Origin of the sequence: Roseovarius litoreus (assembly GCF_900142765.1) — a bacterium.
GTDB classification, from domain to species: domain Bacteria; phylum Pseudomonadota; class Alphaproteobacteria; order Rhodobacterales; family Rhodobacteraceae; genus Roseovarius; species Roseovarius litoreus.
Window position 1 is genome coordinate 723074 of sequence record NZ_FRCB01000001.1, and the last position, 20329, is coordinate 743402.

At 63.0% G+C, this 20329-nt stretch carries 17 protein-coding genes; 5 read left to right on the forward strand and 12 right to left on the reverse strand.

Annotation, left to right across the window (positions count from 1 at the left end; translation table 11 throughout):
- Positions 1–35: 35 nt before the first annotated feature.
- The 3 genes from pseB to F3H35_RS03535 all read left to right on the forward strand — a co-directional run bounded on the left by pseB (position 36) and on the right by F3H35_RS03535 (position 3288).
- Complete coding sequence (pseB, locus tag F3H35_RS03525) at positions 36–1046, forward strand: UDP-N-acetylglucosamine 4,6-dehydratase (inverting) (protein WP_149778241.1); 1011 nt, start codon at positions 36–38, stop codon at positions 1044–1046.
- Positions 1043–2221 (forward strand): UDP-4-amino-4,6-dideoxy-N-acetyl-beta-L-altrosamine transaminase, encoded by a 1179-nt coding sequence (gene pseC, locus F3H35_RS03530; RefSeq protein WP_149778242.1) that lies wholly within the window; start codon positions 1043–1045, stop codon positions 2219–2221. Before pseB ends, pseC begins: the two co-directional genes overlap by 4 nt.
- A gap of 98 nt (positions 2222–2319) precedes the next feature.
- Positions 2320–3288 carry a DUF2793 domain-containing protein gene (locus F3H35_RS03535; protein WP_149778243.1) on the forward strand — a complete coding sequence of 323 codons (969 nt, stop codon included), beginning with the start codon at positions 2320–2322 and terminating at the stop codon, positions 3286–3288.
- A gap of 149 nt (positions 3289–3437) precedes the next feature.
- Here F3H35_RS03535 and F3H35_RS03540 read toward each other — a convergent pair whose 3' ends face one another.
- The 11 genes from F3H35_RS03540 to F3H35_RS03590 form a co-directional block, all read right to left on the reverse strand.
- Positions 3438–6560 carry a hypothetical protein gene (locus F3H35_RS03540; RefSeq protein ID WP_149778244.1) on the reverse strand — a complete coding sequence of 1041 codons (3123 nt, stop codon included), beginning with the start codon at positions 6558–6560 and terminating at the stop codon, positions 3438–3440.
- 43 nt (positions 6561–6603) lie between these two features.
- Entirely contained in the window at positions 6604–7671 is a 1068-nt protein-coding gene (pseI, locus tag F3H35_RS03545; protein ID WP_149778245.1) for a pseudaminic acid synthase, read from the reverse strand.
- Positions 7659–8606, reverse strand: a complete 948-nt coding sequence (locus F3H35_RS03550) for an NAD-dependent epimerase/dehydratase family protein (protein WP_149778246.1) — start codon at positions 8604–8606, stop codon at positions 7659–7661. The genes pseI and F3H35_RS03550 overlap by 13 nt, the downstream gene beginning before the upstream one ends.
- On the reverse strand, positions 8603–9748 hold the full coding sequence (locus F3H35_RS03555) for an ATP-grasp domain-containing protein (RefSeq protein WP_149778247.1): 1146 nt from the start codon (positions 9746–9748) through the stop codon (positions 8603–8605). Before F3H35_RS03555 ends, F3H35_RS03550 begins: the two co-directional genes overlap by 4 nt.
- Positions 9745–10794 (reverse strand): PseG/SpsG family protein, encoded by a 1050-nt coding sequence (locus tag F3H35_RS03560; protein WP_149778248.1) that lies wholly within the window; start codon positions 10792–10794, stop codon positions 9745–9747. Before F3H35_RS03560 ends, F3H35_RS03555 begins: the two co-directional genes overlap by 4 nt.
- Positions 10791–11579, reverse strand: a complete 789-nt coding sequence (pseF, locus tag F3H35_RS03565; protein WP_223228296.1) for a pseudaminic acid cytidylyltransferase — start codon at positions 11577–11579, stop codon at positions 10791–10793. The genes F3H35_RS03560 and pseF overlap by 4 nt, the downstream gene beginning before the upstream one ends.
- 40 nt (positions 11580–11619) lie before the next feature.
- Positions 11620–12345: a sulfotransferase family protein gene (locus F3H35_RS03570; RefSeq protein ID WP_149778249.1), complete on the reverse strand. Its 726-nt coding sequence runs from the start codon at positions 12343–12345 to the stop codon at positions 11620–11622.
- Entirely contained in the window at positions 12342–13151 is an 810-nt protein-coding gene (locus tag F3H35_RS03575) for a glycosyltransferase family A protein (protein WP_149778250.1), read from the reverse strand. The genes F3H35_RS03570 and F3H35_RS03575 overlap by 4 nt, the downstream gene beginning before the upstream one ends.
- A gap of 102 nt (positions 13152–13253) precedes the next feature.
- A complete protein-coding gene (locus F3H35_RS03580; protein WP_149778251.1) occupies positions 13254–15695 on the reverse strand; it encodes a calcium-binding protein in 2442 nt (813 codons plus the stop codon).
- A gap of 125 nt (positions 15696–15820) precedes the next feature.
- The gene (locus F3H35_RS03585; RefSeq protein WP_149778252.1) at positions 15821–16483 is read right to left on the reverse strand and encodes an ABC transporter ATP-binding protein; all 663 of its coding nucleotides are present in this window, start codon (positions 16481–16483) and stop codon (positions 15821–15823) included.
- A 12-nt stretch (positions 16484–16495) separates the two neighbouring features.
- A complete protein-coding gene (locus F3H35_RS03590; RefSeq protein ID WP_223228297.1) occupies positions 16496–17578 on the reverse strand; it encodes a sugar transporter in 1083 nt (360 codons plus the stop codon).
- A 232-nt stretch (positions 17579–17810) separates the two neighbouring features.
- Between F3H35_RS03590 and F3H35_RS03595 the strand changes: the two genes are divergently transcribed.
- Positions 17811–18563: an ABC transporter permease gene (locus tag F3H35_RS03595; protein ID WP_223228298.1), complete on the forward strand. Its 753-nt coding sequence runs from the start codon at positions 17811–17813 to the stop codon at positions 18561–18563.
- A gap of 13 nt (positions 18564–18576) precedes the next feature.
- Here F3H35_RS03595 and F3H35_RS03600 read toward each other — a convergent pair whose 3' ends face one another.
- Entirely contained in the window at positions 18577–19497 is a 921-nt protein-coding gene (locus F3H35_RS03600) for an N-acetylneuraminate synthase family protein (RefSeq protein ID WP_037294815.1), read from the reverse strand.
- Between the two features lie 91 nt (positions 19498–19588).
- On the opposite strand from F3H35_RS03600, the gene F3H35_RS03605 reads away from it, so the two are divergent.
- Positions 19589–20329 (forward strand): glycosyltransferase family 2 protein, encoded by a 741-nt coding sequence (locus tag F3H35_RS03605; protein ID WP_149778255.1) that lies wholly within the window; start codon positions 19589–19591, stop codon positions 20327–20329.

Below are 20329 nucleotides of genomic sequence, written 5' to 3' on the forward strand. Positions count from 1 at the left end.
CAAATGCGTGTAAACTTGGAACTATCGGGTGCCATATGTTTAACAACAAAAGACTTCTGATAACCGGAGGAACCGGGTCTTTCGGACAGCAGTTCATATGCAATGTCCTCGAAAACTACGCCCCTTCCGCCGTGGTGGTCTATAGCCGCGATGAGTTGAAGCAGTTCGAGATGCAGCAGCGTTTTCCCGGCGAAAGCCGGCTGCGCTATTTCATCGGCGATGTGCGCGATGGCCAGCGCCTGACCGATGCAATGGAGAATGTGGACCTCGTGGTTCATGCAGCCGCGCTCAAGCAGGTTCCAGCGGCCGAATACAACCCGATGGAATGCGTGCGCACCAATATCACCGGCGCCGAAAACGTGATCCGTGCCGCCATCGCGCAGAAGGTCGACAAGGTCGTTGCCCTGTCCACCGACAAGGCCGCGAAACCCATCAGCCTTTATGGCGCGACCAAGCTGGTTTCGGACAAGCTGTTCGTCTCGGCCAACAATACCGTCGGCACCAACCGCACCCGTTTTTCCGTGGTGCGCTATGGCAATGTGGTGGGCTCGCGCGGGTCGGTCATCCCCTTTTTCCACAACATGATCGGCAAAGGGACCAATTTCCTGCCGATCACCGACAACCGGATGACCCGCTTCTGGATCACGCTGGATCAGGGCGTGGATTTCGTCACCAAGGCTTTCGAACGCATGTGGGGCGGCGAGATTTTCGTGCCGCGCATTCCCAGCACCCGGATCACCGATCTGGCACAGGCCATGGCCCCCGATCTCGAACAGCGGGTCGTGGGCATCCGCCCGGGCGAAAAACTGCACGAGGTCATGTGCCCCGAGGAAGACGCCCACCAGACGCTCCGCTTCGACAATTTCTTTTCGATCACCCCGGCGATCACGTTCAACAACACGGATGTCGATTTCGCCCGTACCCGGCTGGGTGAAACCGGCAAGCGTGTGGACCCCGAGTTCGAATACAATTCCGGCAACAACCCGGTTTTCTTGAATCAAGCTGAAATAGAGACGCTTTTGGCCGCAACCGGTTTCGGACGATGATCCCCTATGGGCGCCAATGGATCAGCCCCGAGGATGTCGCAAGCGTGGTCGATGTCCTCATCTCGGATCACCTGACCCAAGGGCCCGCAATCCCGCGCTTCGAACAAACGCTGCGCAGCGCCTGCGCGGCGGCCCATGCCGTCGCGGTGAACAGTGCCACCTCCGGTTTGCATATCGCCTGTCTCGCCCTTGGGCTTGAGACGGGCAAACGGCTCTGGACCTCGCCCAACAGTTTCGTGGCCTCGGCCAATGTCGCCCGGCTTTGTGGCGCCGAGGTCGATTTCGTGGATATCGACCCTGACACATTGACCATGTGCCCCGATCGGCTGTGCGACAAACTGCATGTCGCCCGTCGCAAGGGCCGTCTGCCGCATATCGTGATGCCGGTGCATTTCGGAGGGCAATCCTGCGACATGCCAGCGATCCACACTCTTGCGGCCGAGTTCGGTGTTCACGTGATCGAAGACGCGTCCCACGCCATCGGCGCGCTGCTTGACGGCGCGCCCGTGGGCGATTGCCGCTATTCGGACGCCTGCGTGTTTTCATTCCACCCGGTCAAGATCGTCACCACAGGCGAGGGCGGCGCCGTGACCACCCGCAACGACCGGCTTGCCGCGAAACTGGACAGGCTGCGCAGCCACGGGATCACCCGCAACCCCGCCCTGATGACCCGTGACGCCGATGAACCATGGTATTACCAACAGCTCGATCTTGGCCTGAATTACCGCATGACCGACATGCAAGCCGCCCTTGGCACCAGTCAGATGACGCGGCTCGAACCGTTCATCGCTCTGCGCCACGGTCTTGCCCGGCGCTATGACTGGGCGCTGGCCGATCTGCCGCTGCGCCGCCAACAGCGCCCTGTTGCGGATCGCTCGGCGCTGCATCTTTACCCGGTTCAGCTTGACCCGTCCCTGCCGGACCGCGCCCGCCTGCGACGGCACCTTTTCGACCATCTGCGCAACAACGGAATCGGCGTGAACGTGCATTACATCCCGATCCATACACAGCCCTATTACCGCGCGCTCGGCTTCATGCCCGGCCAATTTCCCGTGGCCGAGGGCTATTACGAAGGCGCCTTGTCGCTGCCGCTGCACCCGCAAATGTCCGATGCCGATCAATCCGCCGTGATCGAGAGCCTTGGATCCGGCCTGACATCACTGGGCCTGATCTGAAATCACGCCGCGCAACACCTGCGCACGGTGCGCTCACCATTTGTCAGGGAATTGGACTCAGGGTCTGACGCAGCAGCAACCGGATCCGAGAGACCAGCATGTCCGACATTTCACCGCGCCTTTCCCTTCCCTTCCTCATGCCCTCGCAGGCCCAGAAACACGTCACCCATAACGAAGCGCTGGAGCGGCTTGACGCTCTGGTCCAACTCAGCGTTCAGGCCTTCGACACTCTCCAGCCCCCCGCCTCGCCCGGCCTGGGCGAAATTCATGCGATCGGGACCGGTGCAAGTGACGCATGGGCTGGCCACGACGGGCAACTGGGCCTTTACACAGAGACCGGCTGGAGCTTCATACCTCCCCAGCAGGGCTGGCGCGCATGGGGCGTGACCGAGGGCGAGTTGCGGGTCTATTCAGGCGGAACATGGCTTTCTGTCGTGCCGCCGCTACAAAATCTGGACGGTGTCGGGATAGGCACGTCATGGGACAGCACGAACCGCCTGTCGGTCGCCTCGGGCGCCTCGCTGCTCAGCCATGCGGGCGGCGGTCATCAGCTCAAGGTCAACAAGGCCGGCACCGGCGATACCGCCAGCCTCCTGTTTCAGTCCAACTGGTCGGGTCGCGCCGAAATGGGCCTGACCGGCGACGATGATTTCCGCATAAAGGTCAGCCCCGATGGCGCCACCTTCCATGACGCGATGCAGGTGCGCAGCGCGGATGGCGTGGCCCTCATCCCCTGCCTGATGAGCGGCAAGGTCAGCATCACGATCGACAGCGTGGTGAGCATCCCGACACCGGGCGCGGGCGGGCTGATCGCGGTCTCGATGGTGGACACCGCGTATCCCCAGACACCCCATGCGGGCCTGTTTTCGTATGATACAGGCCCGTCGCTGTCTCTGCTGACGCTGGCCAAGGGCGCGAGCCTCGAGGATCACGGCACCACAGCCCTGACCGGCACGACCGGCACCAACGGGCGCAGTTCGATTGCCGTCACGGATGGTGCAATCCTTCTGGAAAACCGCCACGGCCCCGAACGCTTCTATGCCTATACGTTCCTGAACACGTTCTGACCTGCCGCCTTGCGGCTCCGGCCCACAGCCTGAGGGCCGGAGCAACGGCGCGCCCTTGTCGACATCGAAACCCTACGGCGCAAGCGGAACCGATCCCGTTTTTCTCACAGCCCTGGAAAACGCCCGCAGCATGGGCAGCAGATCGGCGGTCATGACGCTTTGCTTTCCGACAGGGGTACCTGCAATCTCACGCTGTCCAGCGCCATGCGTCGGCTCACCTGCTCTGTGCGCAAGCGCGGGGTGATCTGCCCCGCCGCCTCTTCCCGCGTCCGCCTGTACCTCAGCGCCGCGTCCCCGCCGGGTTCCAGACGCTCCCCAAGGGCGCGCCCCACAAGCTCCTCGATCTCCGGGATCGGCGCTTTCGCCGCGCGCTCCAGATCTTCGGCAAACCAATAGGGCGGGTACAGCACCTTGTTGGTCACCGGGCGCGCGTGGAAGCGATAGCTCTGCGTGAAATCCTCATTGGCCATGTAATCGAGCCAGACAGCCGCACGCTCGCGGATATCCAATGCCACCACCGCCGGTTTCTCGAACCGCAGATACGCCTCGTAATCGGCGCGGTCCTTGGGCACCACATGCCCGATGGGATAATCGACGGGCGCGAAATCCCCGCACAACACCGCGGGAATTCCCATCAGTCCCAGTTCGATTGTCGTCGTTCCATTATAAACCAGCCCCAGATCCATCCGCTCTCGCATGTCGTGCATGTCGAACCAACGATGCCCCAGAAACAGGACGTTCTCGGACATGGGCGCATCGATCAGATCTCGGAAACACTCCGTCGGAAAGGTCGCAATCTCGTTGTTCAACTCATGCGGATGCGGCTTTATCAGCAGCAGCGTATCAGACCCCTCGACCGCGCGAACCGAATGGTTGATCCAATCTTTCATGCTGCGATGGGCTGGCCCGCCATCATGCGGAACGCCGCTGTCGCACACCACCTTGCCAAAGGCGCAGGCCAGTTTGCCGCCCCTTGCGCGCCAAGCCGCGATCCGTGAATCCGCCTCTGCCGCCTCGGGCGCCCGGGTCTTGAGGCCAACGGTCGAACGTGTGACCTTCGTGATCCCCGCGAACGTCTCCATGATCTGCGGAATGCGCGCCGTGTTCTCGGCGTAATAGGCCTCGAAATACTCGGGGATCGGAAAACTGGCCGACCGCAGCCTGGGCAGTTTCGTCATGTTCCGCAATGCAAAGCGATGCGAGATGTTGGTCGAGAAATTGCTGAAGTAATTCTGATAGCCATTCGCGGCATGAAGGAAAAAGAACGTCTCCGGATCGCCGCGCGCGGCGCAATAGAACCGAAACAGCGCATCCGGCATCCGGCTGTTGAACAGCGACATGCAGGCCGTCTTGCCCCCCGTGAGATCATGCTGACCCCTGGCATGCTCCAGAACCCGGCCGATCGCTGCGCTCCAGCTCATCAGCCGACCGACATAATGCTGCAATTCCGGGCAAGCCCAGTTGATGCTGTATCGCCGCCGGTTGATCGCCGCATCCTCCCAAACGGCATGCGACAGGTCCATCTCGCCCCATCTCAGGGTGCCGGTGGACGGATCGGCCACGAAATCCGTAAGCTCCGGCATCGCCCGTTCCGCCGCCTCCGACAGCTTGCAGGTCGCGCTGATCGCGCCATTCATCACGTCGATGGCCGGATCGCCCGTCATCTCGCGCGGCAGCAACCCTTCGACCAAAGGCACCACAGCCCATCCCCGCCGCTTGAGTTCCATCAGAACCATCAGCGGATAGCGGCGCAATTGGTCGATGTTGCGCGGTGCGATCAGCACCACCGCCTTGGGGTTTTGCGGCTGTTTCACGCTGGAATAGAGCCGCTCCGTCTCGATCAGGAACCGCAACTCGCCCGTGCGCTTGATCAGGCTGTGATTGGTGACCGGGTTCAACAGGCTGGGATTGGCCAGCGACTGCCCATGCACCTCGGTCAGGATCTTCAGCGCCTCGCTGAATCGACCCTGACGCTGCAGGATATTCACGTAATACAAAAGACCATGCCGCCGATGCAGGGCTTTGGGCAGCTTTGCGTAAAACGCATCCGCCTTGTCATACCGGTTCGCCTCGGCCGCCCAGCTGAAGTAATCCCGCGCGTCGCGATTGGTCTTGGGCGGCTGGCATTCGACACGCGCCATGATCCGCTCCGCCATATCCAGACAGGCGCTGTCCCCGGCAATCACCCCTGGCGCGGGCCATAGCGCCTTGACCACCTCGCCCCTCATCGACAACGCCTCCAGATGCGTGACGATCCGCGCTGCCACAGTCCACAGGCTCAGTCGTCGCGCAATCCACAGATAAAGGCACAGATCATCCACCGTTCTCACGGCATCCTTCGGCGACAACACCGCCTCGAGGGCAAACAGGCACTCCAGATCATCCGCGATACCGATCAGACGTTGTGTCGCCAGCGCATAGGTTTCGGTGTAGTCGGGACTGTGTCGTATCCCCACGCGCAGCATGTCCCTGATCGCGCGCAGCTTCTTGCCCGGCTCGCCCGCTGCCCGAAATTCCGCATCGCACAGCCCCAGATACGCGTCGCGCCGCCGCTCCTGTAGCGCTTTTTCCTTGAAGTCTCCCGCAAGTGGCGGCGCTGCCTCGCGATCCGGCGGGCATCCATGGGTGGGATCCTCGCTCCAATCCATCGACTCCCGCGCAATCAGGTCGACGACACGCCAGGACTGCTCCAATATCCGGCGCCGCTTTTCCATCAACGCAGGCGCGGCAGCATTTGGCGTGTCGATCTCTTGCAAAAGACGCTCAGCCGCCTGACGATAGTCCCCCTGCATCGCCTCGCAGAGCGAAATCAGATGGCTGAGATAGGCGCTCTCCCTGAACCGTTTCCGGGCCTGTCGCGCGCTTTCAAGAAGCGTTTTTCGACCCTCTTCCGTCACAAGCTGCCGTGCGATCATCTGCCCGGCCTTGAACTGGATCGTCAGATGCGTGCGCTCCATCTCGGCCATCACGATCAGAAGACCGGTGTAATCCCGCCTCTCGATCAACGGCACCACCAGTCGCCGCAAGCGTGTCGCCCGCAACTGCGCCGCCATCTGCTCGCGCCCCCGATGTTGCGCGGCAATGGCGCGCAGATGCATCACCCGCAAGTCATCCGGATAAAGCCGCGCCACAACGCCCAGCATACACGCCGCCACACCATGATGCCCGGCGTTCAGACATCGCTGGCCCAGCTGCAATGGCGCGGACAACAACAGTTTTCGGACAAGACGACGGTCCCTGAGCGGCTTCACGTGGTTTTGCGGATCACTCATCACATTTCCAGATATGGACGAGCTCGCCTCGCCCGATCGCGGGTCACTGACTGTCAAGCAAGTCCCATGTCACAGGCGTCCCGCGCGTGACATCGCGGCCCACCTTGCGCCCCAGCAGCGCCTCGTAATGGCGCGGCGCAAGCCCCAGACCGGGCCTGATGCGCCGCAAGGTCCGGGGCGACAGCACATCGCCCGCCTTCATGTCCTCACCGATATAAAGCGAGCGCCGCTTGCGCCGGCCCGGCTGTTCGGCCTCGGTCCCGCCGAAGCAGACCCGGCCCATGGCCTGTGCTGCGCGGGTGGTTTCCTCCACCAATGCGCGGAAGCCGTCCGGCTCCAGCGAAAAGGCACTGTCCACGCCGCCCTCGGCCCGATCCAGGGTGAAATGCTTTTCGATCACGCTGGCACCCAATGCCGTGGCCGCCACCGCAACGCCAATACCAAGGGTATGATCGGACAAGCCGTAATTCACCCCAAAGCTCTGTCCGATCACCGGCATCGTCACCAGATTGCTGGCCTCCGGGCTGGCAGGATAGCTCGAGGTGCATTTCAGCAAGGTCAGATTGGGGCACCCCGCTTCCAGCGCCACCTCCACCGCCTCACCGATCTCCGACACGCTGGCCATGCCGGTGGACAGGATCATCGGCTTGCCCGTTTCCGCCACGCAGCGGATCAGCGGCAGGTCCACAAGCTCGAAGGAGGCAATCTTGTAGACCGGCGCATCAAGCCTTTCCAGAATCTCGACCGCCTCCTCGGAAAACGGGGTCGAAAACGCTAGGATACCCCGCGCTCTGGCCCTCTCGAAGATCGGCCCATGCCATGCCTCGGGGGTCATCGCCTCGGCATAAAGATCGTAAAGGCGCCGCCCGTGCCACAGCGATTTGGGGTCGGTGATGGTGAACTCGCCCTCTTGCAGATCCAGTGTCATGCTGTCGGGTGTGAAGCTCTGTATCTTCAGGGCATCCGCCCCGCTCGCCGCCGCCGCATCGACGATCTCCAGCGCACGGTCAAGCGACTGATTGTGATTGCCCGACATCTCGGCAACCACGAACGGTGCGCCCGTATCGGCGACACCGTGGGTTCCGGCCAGATACTGTCTCAGCGTCGGCATGCCATGTCCTCTTCGATGATGGCGCCGCAGGCCAGCATCACCTTGCGCATATCCTGCAAACCGGCCTCCAGATCATAGGCCGGTCGCCAGCCCAGATCGCGCGCCGCACGGTCCAGCGCCATGATGCAGCAATCTGCGCGCCCTTTGCTGTCGGTCTTGTCGATCAGATTGCCCATGTTGCCGTGGATGACATTCACCGTCTCTGCGATCCGCCGAACCGGCAAGGCCGCGCCACCCCCGATATTGCAGATACCCGTCACCTCCGGATGGCGCAGCGCCGCGATGATCGCGGCGGTGGCGTCGCGCACATAGATCTGGTCGATCGCGGTGTCGGGATGGCCCGTCACCATGATCGTCTCGCCCGCAATTGCCTGATCCACAAAGCGCATCATCACGGGCGTGTCCTTTTCGCCATGCCCGTAAACCGACGCCAACCTCAGCGCCACGGAAGACGGACCCCCGGCGCGGGTCAGCATGCCCAGATGCGCTTCGGCCATCAGCTTGGACGTGGCATAGGCGTTGATCGGCTGCACGCCCATGCCTTCATGACAGGGCAGCGGCTGGTCACGGCCATAGACCGCGATGGTCGACGCCAGCACGATCCGCCGCACACCCGCCTGCCGGGCCGCGGCGACCAGATCGCCGATCACCGCCACATTCGGCTTCTGAAAGGGCGTGATATCATCGGGATCGTCTTGCCGTGTCATCCGGCGTCCCGCCAGATGCACCACGGCCTCGGCCCCTTCAAGCGCCCTTGCCAGACTGTCGCGCGAATAATCCGTCTGCCGTTCCACAGCCGCTTGTGGCGCCCCCCGACCCAGACGCAGCGGCCTGTATCCCGCTGCCTCCAGATCCTCGCAAAGATAGCGCCCGATAAACCCCGACGCTCCGGTAACGGCAACCTTGCCGCCCGCAACACACCCATCCACACTCATGACCACGGCCTCACATAATACCCGACAACGTCGAGCGATCCGTTCACCGCACGGATTCGCTCGCCGTCACCATAGCGAAACTCGTGATACATGGCATCGTCGGGAGGTGGAAAATTACCGCTGTCAAAGATCGTGCCCGGCGGCGCCCGCTGGAACATCAACTCCATGACGGGACGGGTCTGCCGGCCTGCTTCTGTTTCTTCCCCTATCTCGTTCGGCACACCCGACACGGGCGCCTCGCCGATCAGGCATGTCACCATCATGTCCAACAGGTCCACGCCCAGTGCCAGCGCGATCAGCCGCCACATATGGCAGCCGTCGAGCCTCGGGGCGATCTCAACGATGCGCGGCCCGTCGCGTGTCATGATCATCTGGACATAAAGCGCCCCGTCCGGATGGCCCATGACCCTCAGGATACGCCCCACCAGATCATGGGCCGCTTCCTGATCCGCCTTAGACACGGCAACCGGCGGCACCAGATGGCCGCGCGGCACCCCCATCGCGGGCGCTTGATGCACCAGCCGCTCGGACAACACCTGCAACCGGACCTCACCACCCGCAATCAGCAGGTTGCACGACAGTTCCACACCGTCCAGAAACGCCTCGATGATCGCACATCCACTGCGCGACACCGCCATCGCGCGGACCAGCGCCGCCGCCAAGGCGCCTGACTCATCGACCCGCTCGACGCCTCTCTGGCCCTGCGCATCCACCGGCTTCACGACACAGGGATACTGCCTCCAGCCCTCGGCCTCCTCAAGCCTGCACACGCGCCGGAACGGCACAGCACCAAGCTCGTGCTCGGCCAGAAACGCGCGCAGCGCCGCCTTGTCATCGAGCAAGGCGACAAAGGCGCTGTCGTGGAAATGCGGCAAGCCCAGCCTCTCGGACAAGGCCACGACCGACCGCATCGCCACATCCGATGCCACCGACAGGATCAGATCCACCGCGTGCCGCCGCGCCACGGCTTCCAGCGCCTCCAGATCGGCGATATCCACCGCCTCCACCACATCGCAAAAGCGCTGGCCCACCTCATCGGGCACCGGCGAACAGCCGATCACGCGCCAGTGCCGCGCGCGCAGATGGCGGATGAGATCGGCCTGCCCCGCATTCGTCCCCAGAACAAGGATCGACCGGCTCATGCCACCGCCCTCTCCAGCAGCGCCGAAATCAGCCGCTCCACCCCGCGCCCATCCACCGCTTGCCGGCCTTTCACCGCCATCGCCTCGCGCTGCCTGTCAGCCCGGATCAGAGACGAAACCGCCTCAAAAAGCGTTTCAGACCCAACATCCGCAACCCGCCCCAGATAAGGCGCACCGGTCAGCGCCTGCCACCCAAGGCAGGGCCGCTCCTGATTGGCGGCAAGCGCCAGCGTCACCATCGGCAGCCCACAGATCGCCGCCTCATAACTCATCGTGCCGCCGGCGATCACCGCCAGATCACAGCCCGCCATCAGCCCCGGCATATCCTCAGGACCCACATGCAGCTCCACCTGCCCGGATCCCATCTCGGCCGCCGCCCGCTCCACGGCGGCAAGCCCCGGATTGCCCGCACCCGAGACGAGGACAAGCGTCACCTCCCGTCCCAGCCGCCCCGCCACCGCCTTGAGCACCAGCGCGATCGCACCCCGGTCATCGCCGCCGCCAAACGCCACCAGCACCCGGCGCACGGCCCGCCCGTCGCGGCGCCTTACCACCTGACGAAACCCGCGCCGCAGCACCGCATGGGCCGGGCCGAACAGGGTCTGCACCCGCTCGGGCCTCTCCAACCTCGGCAGATACGCGTCCCGCCGCTCGAGCGGGCCGGCATTGACCAGCACATCACAGCAAAACCGCCAGTCGCAGCTCGCGTCGAACTGTTGCAGCCACCTTAGACCACCTGCCTTCAGCACCTCCTGAAACGCGGGATCGGCCCGATAATCGTCAATCACCGCATGGCGCGTGCCAAGCCGGTCGCACAGCGCCACCACCCTTGCCGCATCGCGCGCCGATCCCTGCCGGTCCTCGACCGCCTGCCAGTGTTGGAACAGATCGCCATCCTCTGCCAGCCGCAGCCCCTCTGCCGGTCCGATCATCGCCGAGCCGATGCCCTGATCCCGCAAATGTCGCGCCATCTCGCAGCAGCGCGTCACATGGCCCAGCCCCACGCCCTTGCCGCTCTGGCAACGAAAGACGACCCACCGGCTCATGGCATGGTCCCGGCGGGGTGCAGACGGTCGAAAAGCGTCTCTGCAAAGGCCCAATCTTCGGGCGTATCGATATCCTGCGCCCTGTCGCGCGGGATCATGCAGGGCAGCGACCGGGGCGAAAACATCGGTGCATCCTCCATGAACGCATCGCGCCGACCCCAATAAAACATCCCGGCATCGTGAAACGCCTCCGGCAGATCCTGTGTCCGGGACCGCGCATGCTCGGGCAAGATCATCCGCACACCGCCGGTGTCCCTGAGCTGCAAGGCCCGTTGCACCGGATGCGCATACCCCACAGCGGCAAACACGAAATCCAGTGCGGGCCGATCCGCCAGCATCTCGAAACCGCGCCTCAGATCCTCGGCGCGCAGCATCGCGGCGGTGGCATAGATGCAGCAGGCCATGGTCACCGGCCTGTCATGCCGCGCCTCGGCATCGGCAATCGCATGGGTGATGACGCCGCGCGTCGGTGTCAGATCACCGGACAGATAGGCTGGCCGGCGAAACGGCACCAGCGCACCGGCATTTTCAGCGACAGAGGCAATCTCGTCATCATCGGTCGAGACGATCACCTCGTCGAACAGCCCCACCTCCAGCGCCGCGGCAATCGGCCAGTGGATCATCGGGCACCCGCCGAAGGGCTTGATGTTCTTGCGCGGAATACGCTTGCTGCCGCCGCGCGCCGGAACGATCGCGATCTGCAAAAAAGCCCCTGTCACACTCGGGTTCCTCTCGACACGCTTGCCGGTCACAGGCCCACAGGACCTGTCAGCTTCATTCATCATGAACGAAGGTTAACAAACCGTTACGCCATGCCGAAAAGGGTCAACCTGACTGGTCAGGATAGAAGAGGTCGAAATCCCGTTTGTATCTCTCGAAGATCAGCGCCAGCAGCTTATCGGGCAAGGTCAGAGCCTGATGTTCCCCTGCAACGATCCGCCTGTTCCTTGCGCCCAGCTTGCCCATGGCCACGCCGCTGCGCGCTTCGATCCGGGCGGCCACATGGGCCCAATCCGCGTCGATGCTTTCCACGCGCCCCACGAAATCCGGCACAAGTCGTCCCTGATGCTCGAGGATCCCGCTTTGCGAATGCACATGGATGTCCGCCCGGTCATCCGGCGTCTCGGCCACCGCCTGCACAAAGGCGGCAAAGGGCATTCCCGGCCTGACCCCCATTGCCAGGAATCCCGGCGACAGGGCCTCATTCTCGATCACCTTGTTGTTCCAGCACGAATGCAGCCGCGCCACCGGATGTCTGACAAAGCTGAAGGTCCAGCATTTGGCCGCATGACCCTCGCTCACGAAACGCTCGGGCGTCATCCGCTTGGCCAACCCCTCTTCGGTGTCGTCCCAGAACCCATCCTGCGCCACGGTTCGATCGCTTCTCGCGCGAATGCCGAACCTCATCGCCAAAGCCGACTTGATCGACGAATTCGCCGCCTTCGGCACCCGGACATAGGCAATCCCCGGCCCCGGCAGACAGATCACATGCGCCTCGTGATAGCCCTGTGCCGGGCCATGCAGCAGCCGATGGGCCAATCTCCGGATCACGGCGCCTGCCCCGCATCAGCACCCAGCCTCCTGCCCAGCGCAAAGCGCAGCATCAGCCCGATGCGTCCGAACCGGCGCGCATGCCGCATCGCGTAAAGCGGATGTACCAGCCATGCCCAGCGCCCGAAAACCCGGCGCTGAACCGCAAGTCTTGCATCGTAGAGCGCCGGACTGTCCCACAGATCGCCGCTGCTTGGGCCACGATGCGCGCCGGCGATCACCGGCAACGCCTCACCCCGCATTCCGGCGCGCAGCATGTCGGCGACAAAGACATACTCCTCGCCCAGTCCGTACCGCGCGCCCTTTCCAAAGGCCTCGTCGAACCGCACACCGCATCCCAGAACCCGGTTGCGCCGCACGATCAATTCCGGCGCACAGATCCGCCCGCTGTTGCGCAAGCCAAGCATGTGCCGCCCCGCTCTGCGCCCATGTTTCGGCAAACGGTCCTCGCGCCAACCCGCGACAAAACTCAGATCGGGCCGCGATTGCAGATGCGTCGCCAGCGCCAAAAGCCCCTCGGTCCGCAACACCATGTCATCATCGGCAAAAACCACCAGATCGGTTTCGGCCGTCTCCAACGCGATATTGCGGCTTTGCGACAGTCCCAGTCCCTCGACCTCCAGAACGTGCAGATCGCCGCGCCCGCAAAGCTGCCCCGAAAGCATGTGCCCGTCCGGTGGCTGAACCACGATGAGATACCGCAGTCGCTCCACAGGGTCCGGCAACGCGATCCCGCGCAGCCTCGATCCCATCGTCGCGATGGCAACCGTCAACTCGTTCCTGTCATCCGGCAAACGATTGCGCACTCATAACCCGATCATCACTGGCATGTTCAACCCTGAATGGTCTTTTTTCGCAGGTGGCACAGATTCGGTCAATCTTCGGCCATGCTCCGGCACAGCACCGGGTCACAGGAACTGGATGTTGTCCGCAAGATCGCCCAGACCCAGATAGAGCGTCACCTCGATGATATCGCCACTCCCGAAGTCCAGCGTCACCGTGCCATCGCCAAAGCTGGCATGACGATCCAGCACGGTCTGCGCATTGGCCGGGCCATCCACCAGCGCCGCATCCAGCATCAGGATGTCATGCGCCGCCTCGAAGTCCAGAATGGCGTCCCGGTCATCCCCCCGCCGAAAGATGAATTCATCCGCAAGGCTCCCGCCCCGCATCGTGTCGTTTCCGGGTCCTCCCTCGATCACATCCAGCCCTTGTGACCCCTGGATCACATCATGGCCCGGCCCACCGCGAAGCGTGTCGTTCCCCGTCGCCCCAAAGAGACTGTCATTGCCCGATCCGCCCTCAAGCAGATCCGATCCAAGATTTCCGAAAAGCGCGTCCTGCCCGTCACCTCCATAAAGGAAATCAAATCCGAACCCTCCCGACAACGTGTCATCCCCTGCCTCGCCGTGCAGATCGTCCTGCCCTTCGCTGCCCAGCAGACTGTCATCGCCATCCCCCCCGAACAGCGTGTCCCAACCGGTGCGACCGATCACCGTGTCGTTGCCCCCATCTCCGTACACCACATCCACGCCGTTACCCGGACTGATCCAGTCATTCCCGTCACCGCCATAAATCAGATCGACCCCGGTATTGCCCAACAACCGATCATGTCCCGACCCGCCATAAAGCGTATCCGCCCCGATCCCCCCGGCCAGCGTGTCATGGCCCGCCTCCCCGAACAGCAGATCGACCGAACTCAGCCCCTCAAGACTGTCATTGCCGTCGCCGCCATAAAGGCTGTCGGCCCCGGTGCCACCGATCAACGTGTCGCGTCCCGGCCCACCCCGCAGGATATCCGCCCCGGCCTCGCCCAGAAGCCGGTCATTGCCGCCCATGCCGGTGATCACATCGCCACCACCCGCGCCATTGATGGTGTCATTGCCTTCTCCCCCCAGCAGGACATCAGGCGCGTCCGTCTGCGTCGTCAAAAATTCGGGCGGCGCGATCCGGACGATGCCCAGCATGTCCGTCTCGAGGATCTCGCGCCAGCCGATCTCCGCTCCGCTTGCGGTGCGCAGGGTCAGCACATCGGCGCCATAAGTGATCCGCGCGCCATCGCTCAGCGTCTCGAGCCCGATCTGCAGCGTTGAATACAACCCCTCCCAATCCGACAGATCCACCCGGTCCTGTCCCGGCGCAAACCCCCGGATCTCGTCCGGCGCGCCATCCTGCACCAGCACGAACAGATCGGCACCCGCTCCGCCAATCAGCGTATCGGCCCCGCCCCCATCCCAGATCAGCCCACCATCAGCTCCGATGCCCAGCACATCGGCGCCCTCGGTCCCGATGACCACCTCCCGACCAGGCAGCAGCGGTGCGGAAAGCAAGCTCAGCCCCGCCTCCCGCTCCGAGGTCGCCACCACATGCAGCGCACCCCCGAACACCGTCAGCGCCACCGCATTTGGATTGTTCAGCCCCAGCGCCCGGGTGTCCGACACCGTATCAAGATGCACCATCTGCCCATTGGGCAAGAGCTGCAGAAGGCTCAACCCGTCATCGGCCCCCCCGGCCAGCACATAAACCTGCCCCTCATGACTCAGTGTCTGCAACACGCTGATCCCGCCGAATCGGGTCTGGCGATCGTCCAGCGTGTTGTCCAGAAGGGTCAACGCACCACTTCCCGTGACCTCCAGCACGCTGATCGCACCCGCCTCGAAACTGCCCGCCAGCAAGAAATCCCGCCCCTCCAATGTGACCGTCTCCAGCAGATTGGGCCGGAAAGAAACGCCCTCCTCCTCGATCCCCAGCGATGCGCGCCGGGTCAGTCCGCCCGCAGCCGTGACCTCAAAGGCGCTGATCCCGGACTCCTGTTGCGAGGCGGCAAAAACCATAGTGCGCCCCGACACGGTCTGCACCGCAGCCAAGGCAATCGGCCCCGCAAGGTACGCCTCATCGCTGTCCGCCAGCTGCGACACCTGCATGAGCCCCCCCGAAGGCTCTCGCCGCAAAACCGACAGCCCGCTGCCATCCGGCACGGCGGCGACCATATAATCCGTGCCATGCACAGGCGTCGCCACCAGATGCACCAGATCCCCGTAATGCCCGCTTTGGCCTGAATAGAGACTTATCTTGTCGCCAAACTCCTGCAACCGGTCCAGCTCCTCGGTCAACAGCCGGAATTGCCGGCCGCCGATCACCGACGCGACATAGGCCTCGGCGCGCATCTCCGCCGCCACGAAAGAAAGCTGCCCCGTCTCGGTCAGCCGCCAGATGCCTTGGGACAGCCCCATGCCCCCCAGAACCGAAATCCCGAGATCCGCCCCAAGCGGCGAAAACACCAGGTTCGGCATGATGCCCGAATGCAGACCATCAGCACCCGGATCATGCGTCTGTTGCGTAAACTCCATTGCAGGTCTCCCACCACCAACGATGGAATCCTGTCAAAGGGCCGGGTCACCGGCCTGAAACGCTCGCGGCAAAACCGTGGCGTTCGCTTGCGATTTTCGTCAACTTTTCGCGGATCGGACCTGCGTCACATGGGCTGTTCCATGTTCTTCACATGCTGGGCAATCGCCTCTTCAACCGTGTCGTAAAAGGTCAGCTTGCCATCCTCGAGGATCGCACCCGCGGTGCACAGGTTGCGCACTTCAGCCAGCGAATGGGTCACCACGATCGCGCTGCTTTGCTGCAACCGGGCCTTGAACACCTCGGCGCTTCTGGCGCGAAACGCCCGGTCGCCCACCGATGTCACCTCGTCCACCAGATAGGTGTCGAAATGAATGCCCATCGAAATGCCAAAAGCCAGCCGTGACCGCATCCCCGACGAATAACTGCGCACCGGCATTCGGAAATGCCCGCCCAACCCCGAAAACTCCGCGACGAAAGCGATCAACTCGTCGGTATCCACGCCATAGACACGCGCGATGAACCGGCAATTCTGCGCGCCGGTCAGATCCCGGTGGAACGTGCCGGTGAACCCCACTGGAAACGAGACACTGCCCCGTCTGACGATCCGCCCCTCATCATGGCGCATATTGCCGGAAATCATCCGTAACAGGGTCGATTTTCCCGCCCCGTTGCGCCCCATCAACGCCACCGCCTGCCCGGCGGGAAACAGCGCGTTGATCCCTCGCGCCACGTATTTGCGGCCCCTCGATGTCGGAAAGCTCTTGGTCAGGTTGCGCAGCTCGATCATCGCGCCACCGGCTCACCTGCGATCCCGCAGAGAATAATAGATCAGCACCAGAATGCTCCATCCCACGCTCAGAAACAGCACCGTCAGCCCAAGGATCAACCATCGCCTTGGATATTCCGCGCTTTCCGGCAAGGTGGGCTGCTCGAACGCGGCCAGATACCGGGTTTGCCGCCGCGCCTCGGCCTGGGCCGTGTCGAAATTCGACAGCGCCGTGGTGTATTTCTTCTCGGCAAATTCCCGGTCCACCGTCAGCTTTTCGAACTCGGTCACGATCGACGCGTAATCCTCGCCGTCTCCTTGCATGTCCGCGCCACCGCCCAGCTTGCGCCGCTCTTCGGAAATGCGTTTGCGAATGGCCTCGATCCTCAGCTTGGATTGCACCGCGCGCGGGTCGCTTTCATTGGCCTGTTCACTCAACAGGTCCAGCTTGATCAACTCTTCACCCAATTGTTGCTGCAGCGTGTTGATCAGACCCATCTGCACCTGAATATCCGCCTCCGGGCTGATGACCTGATTGGCCGAGCGAAACACCGTCAGCGCCTGTCTTGCGGCCTGCAATTGCGCTTCCGCCGATGCCAGCTCGGTGCTTGCAAAGCGGATCGAATCCGCCCTTGCGATCGCGGTCATATCGTTGATGCGCCGCAAACTCTGGTCAAAGATCGCCTGCGTGATGTCTTGTGCATCCTGCGGCGCAAAGGCATTCACCCGCACCTCGATCAGACCCGATCCCGAGGTATAGGACACCTGCACCATCCGCCGCCAGTAATCGCGCAAATCCTCCCTCGTACCATCGGGGCGCAGCGCAAAAACCGGGTCCCGCTCGTGATGGCGGCTGAACATCGCGCGCAGGTCATGCTCTGCACCGACCCGGCCGATCATGTCCTGCGAATGGATATATTCGAACAGCACATCGCTGTCCGACGAACTGCCCGCAGACAGGCTGCCTAGACTGCCCAGAACATCCGTCGGCGTCGGCGCCTCTTCCCGCCGGATCGTGAAACCCGTGTAGGAGGCATATTGATCCGCCGCACGCTCCCACAGATACCAGCCCGCCACCAGCGCCGGCAGCAGGATCAACAGCTGCGCCGAGATCATAAGGAAAAGATGCCGTTTGCGTGGCCTCACGCGCCGCATGGCCCTACCCGAGACCGGCGGCTTTTGCGGGTCTTTGCGGGTCTCTTCACCTTTCGATTGTTCATCGGTCACAGGTATGATCCAATCGACACAACTTTAACGAGTTTAGAGTTTCACGATTCTCGCAGGAATACCAGTGTCGATCAGCCGGCCCAATCTTCGCACACCGCAGCAGCCCGCCCGCCGGTTTCGCATGGCCCGCGTGATCCTCGCCCTCGTGCTGCGCGAGATGTCGACCACCTATGGCCGCTCTCCCGGTGGGTATGTCTGGGCCATTCTGCAACCTGTCGGGCTCATCCTGATCCTCGCGATCGGGTTTTCGCTGCTGCTGCGGGCGCCCTCGCTCGGCACGTCGTTCCTTTTGTTCTACGCCTCCGCCCTTCTGCCGCTGCGCATGTTTCAGGACATGTCCGTCAATGTCGGCGCCGCCATCAGCTTCAACCGCGCCCTGATGGAACATCCCCGCGTCACCGTGATGGATGCGGTTCTGGCCCGTGCCCTGCTTGTTGTGCTCACCCAAGCTGTGGTCTCCGCCTTGATCTTCACCGGCATCTTTCTCGCCGAGGACATCCGCGAAACCATCGATCCTGCTCCCATCGTGACGGCCTTCGCGCTGGCCGCGTTTCTCGGCTTCGGGTTCGGGATGTTCAATTGCTATGCGATGATGGCCTTTCCGGTCTGGAAAACCCTCTGGACCGTGCTGACCCGCCCCCTGATCCTGATCTCCGGCGTGTTTTTCCTTTACGAGGACCTCCCCCGCGGTCTTCAGGACATGCTGTGGTTCAACCCGCTTCTGCATATCGCCGGCATCGCGCGCGAAGGGGTCTATGCCATTTACCAACCCGGCTACATTTCCATCCCCCTGATCGCGGGCATGGCCATGGCCCCGATGGTCCTCGGCGCGCTTCTGCTGTTCCGCTTCGGGCGCAGCCTGATCTACAAATGAGCCCACCCGCGGATCATGAAGCCTTGGCATGCCGCGCGCGCAGCCATTTCAGCTTGTCGCGCTGCACCTGTTCCACCGGCAGGATCTCTTCGGGCTTCATGGCCAGTGTCTGATCCACCTCTCGAATGTCCCGGCACAACTGCCTCAGCCCATCCGGCTCGAGGCTGGCGGCGTGATCGGTGCCCTTCCAGCTCCGGTCAAGGGTGAAATGCCGCTCGATATGGCTGAACCGGCCCCAGCCTTCAGCCTCCATCATCCGGCCGACGGCCAAGGCCGCGACATCCGTGCCGATCCCCAGGTGATGCCCGGAAAACCCGATGCTTTTCACCCGTGTTCCATAGCGTTCCATGAGGTTGCGGATCTCGAACAGGCACACATCCCCGAACGCCACCGGATACCCCGAGGTGCAGCTGTAGATCACCAGATCCTTTGCTCGTCCCCGATCTTCGTAAAAGGCCACGAGATCCGCGATCTCACGCCCCGTCGACATGCCGGTCGAGACATGGATCTCACCCTCGAAATGCCGGCACAGATAGTCCTGCAAGTCGAAATGCTGATTGGTCGCCGACGGGATTTTCAGCATCATCGGCCCAAGCGCCGCCATCTCCCGCGCCGAGGTCAGATCCCAGACGCTGGTCGAATAGGCGATGCCATGCGCCTTGCACGTCTCGATCAACTCGCGATGCTGATCGACATCGAATTCCAGAAACTCCCGATGCGCCCCATAGGTCGGCCCATAGGCATTCTGAGGCACCGGATGCGGCGTGGTATATTCCAGCCGCGTCAGCAATTCACGATTGCAGCGTTTCTGAAACTTGGCGACATCGGCCCCGCACTCCTCGGCGGCGACGCGAATCAACTCTTTGGCGAGGTCCAGATCACCTTTGTGATTGCATCCGATTTCGGCGATCACCTGAACTGGCTGTCTTTTCATAGCGATATACCCCTGAGACTTAACAGTTTCACAATCTTTGCATGCAAGTCTTAAGGAAGCCCTAGCGTGTCCAAGGTTTTCGAAATTCATCATGCTCCAGCCTTCGGTCTCGATCCTCATGCCAGCTCATAACGTCGCCCCCTGGGTGGGCGCTGCCATCGCTTCGGTGCGTGCGCAGCAGTTTCGCGATTGGGAGCTGATCCTCGTCAACGACGCCTCGAGCGACGATACCGCCGCCTGCGCCCGGGCCGCCGCCCATGGCGATCCGCGTCTGCGCCTGATCGACACGGCGCTGCAAATCGGCGCCGCCGGGGCGCGCAACCTCGCGCTCGATGCCGCGCGTGGGCGCTATATCGCCTTTCTCGATGCCGATGACACCTGGCACCCCGACAAGCTGCACCGCCAGATCCCCTTCATGCAGGCCGAAGAAGCCGCCCTGTCCTATACCGGCTTCTGGCGTCAGACCGCACTCCGGCGTCACCATGTCCGCGTCCCCCGCACCGTCACCCGTGACGCCTTGCTGCGGGGCAATGTCATCGGCTGTCTGACGGCGATCTACGACACCGCCCATCTTGGCAAGGTACCGATGCCCGATCTGCCCATGCGGCACGATTTCGCCCTCTGGCTCGATCTTCTCGGCCGCGCCGGTCTGGCGCATGGGCTCGATCTGCCGCTGGCCACCCATCTCCGCCGGGCCGGGTCGCTGTCGTCCAACAAGCTTCGGGCGATGGCGGCAACCTGGCGGGTCTACCGCGATCATGCCGGTTTGCAGCGCAGCGCGGCGATGCTGTGCTTGTGCTCGCATCTGGCCAAACGGCTCAAACGCGGATGA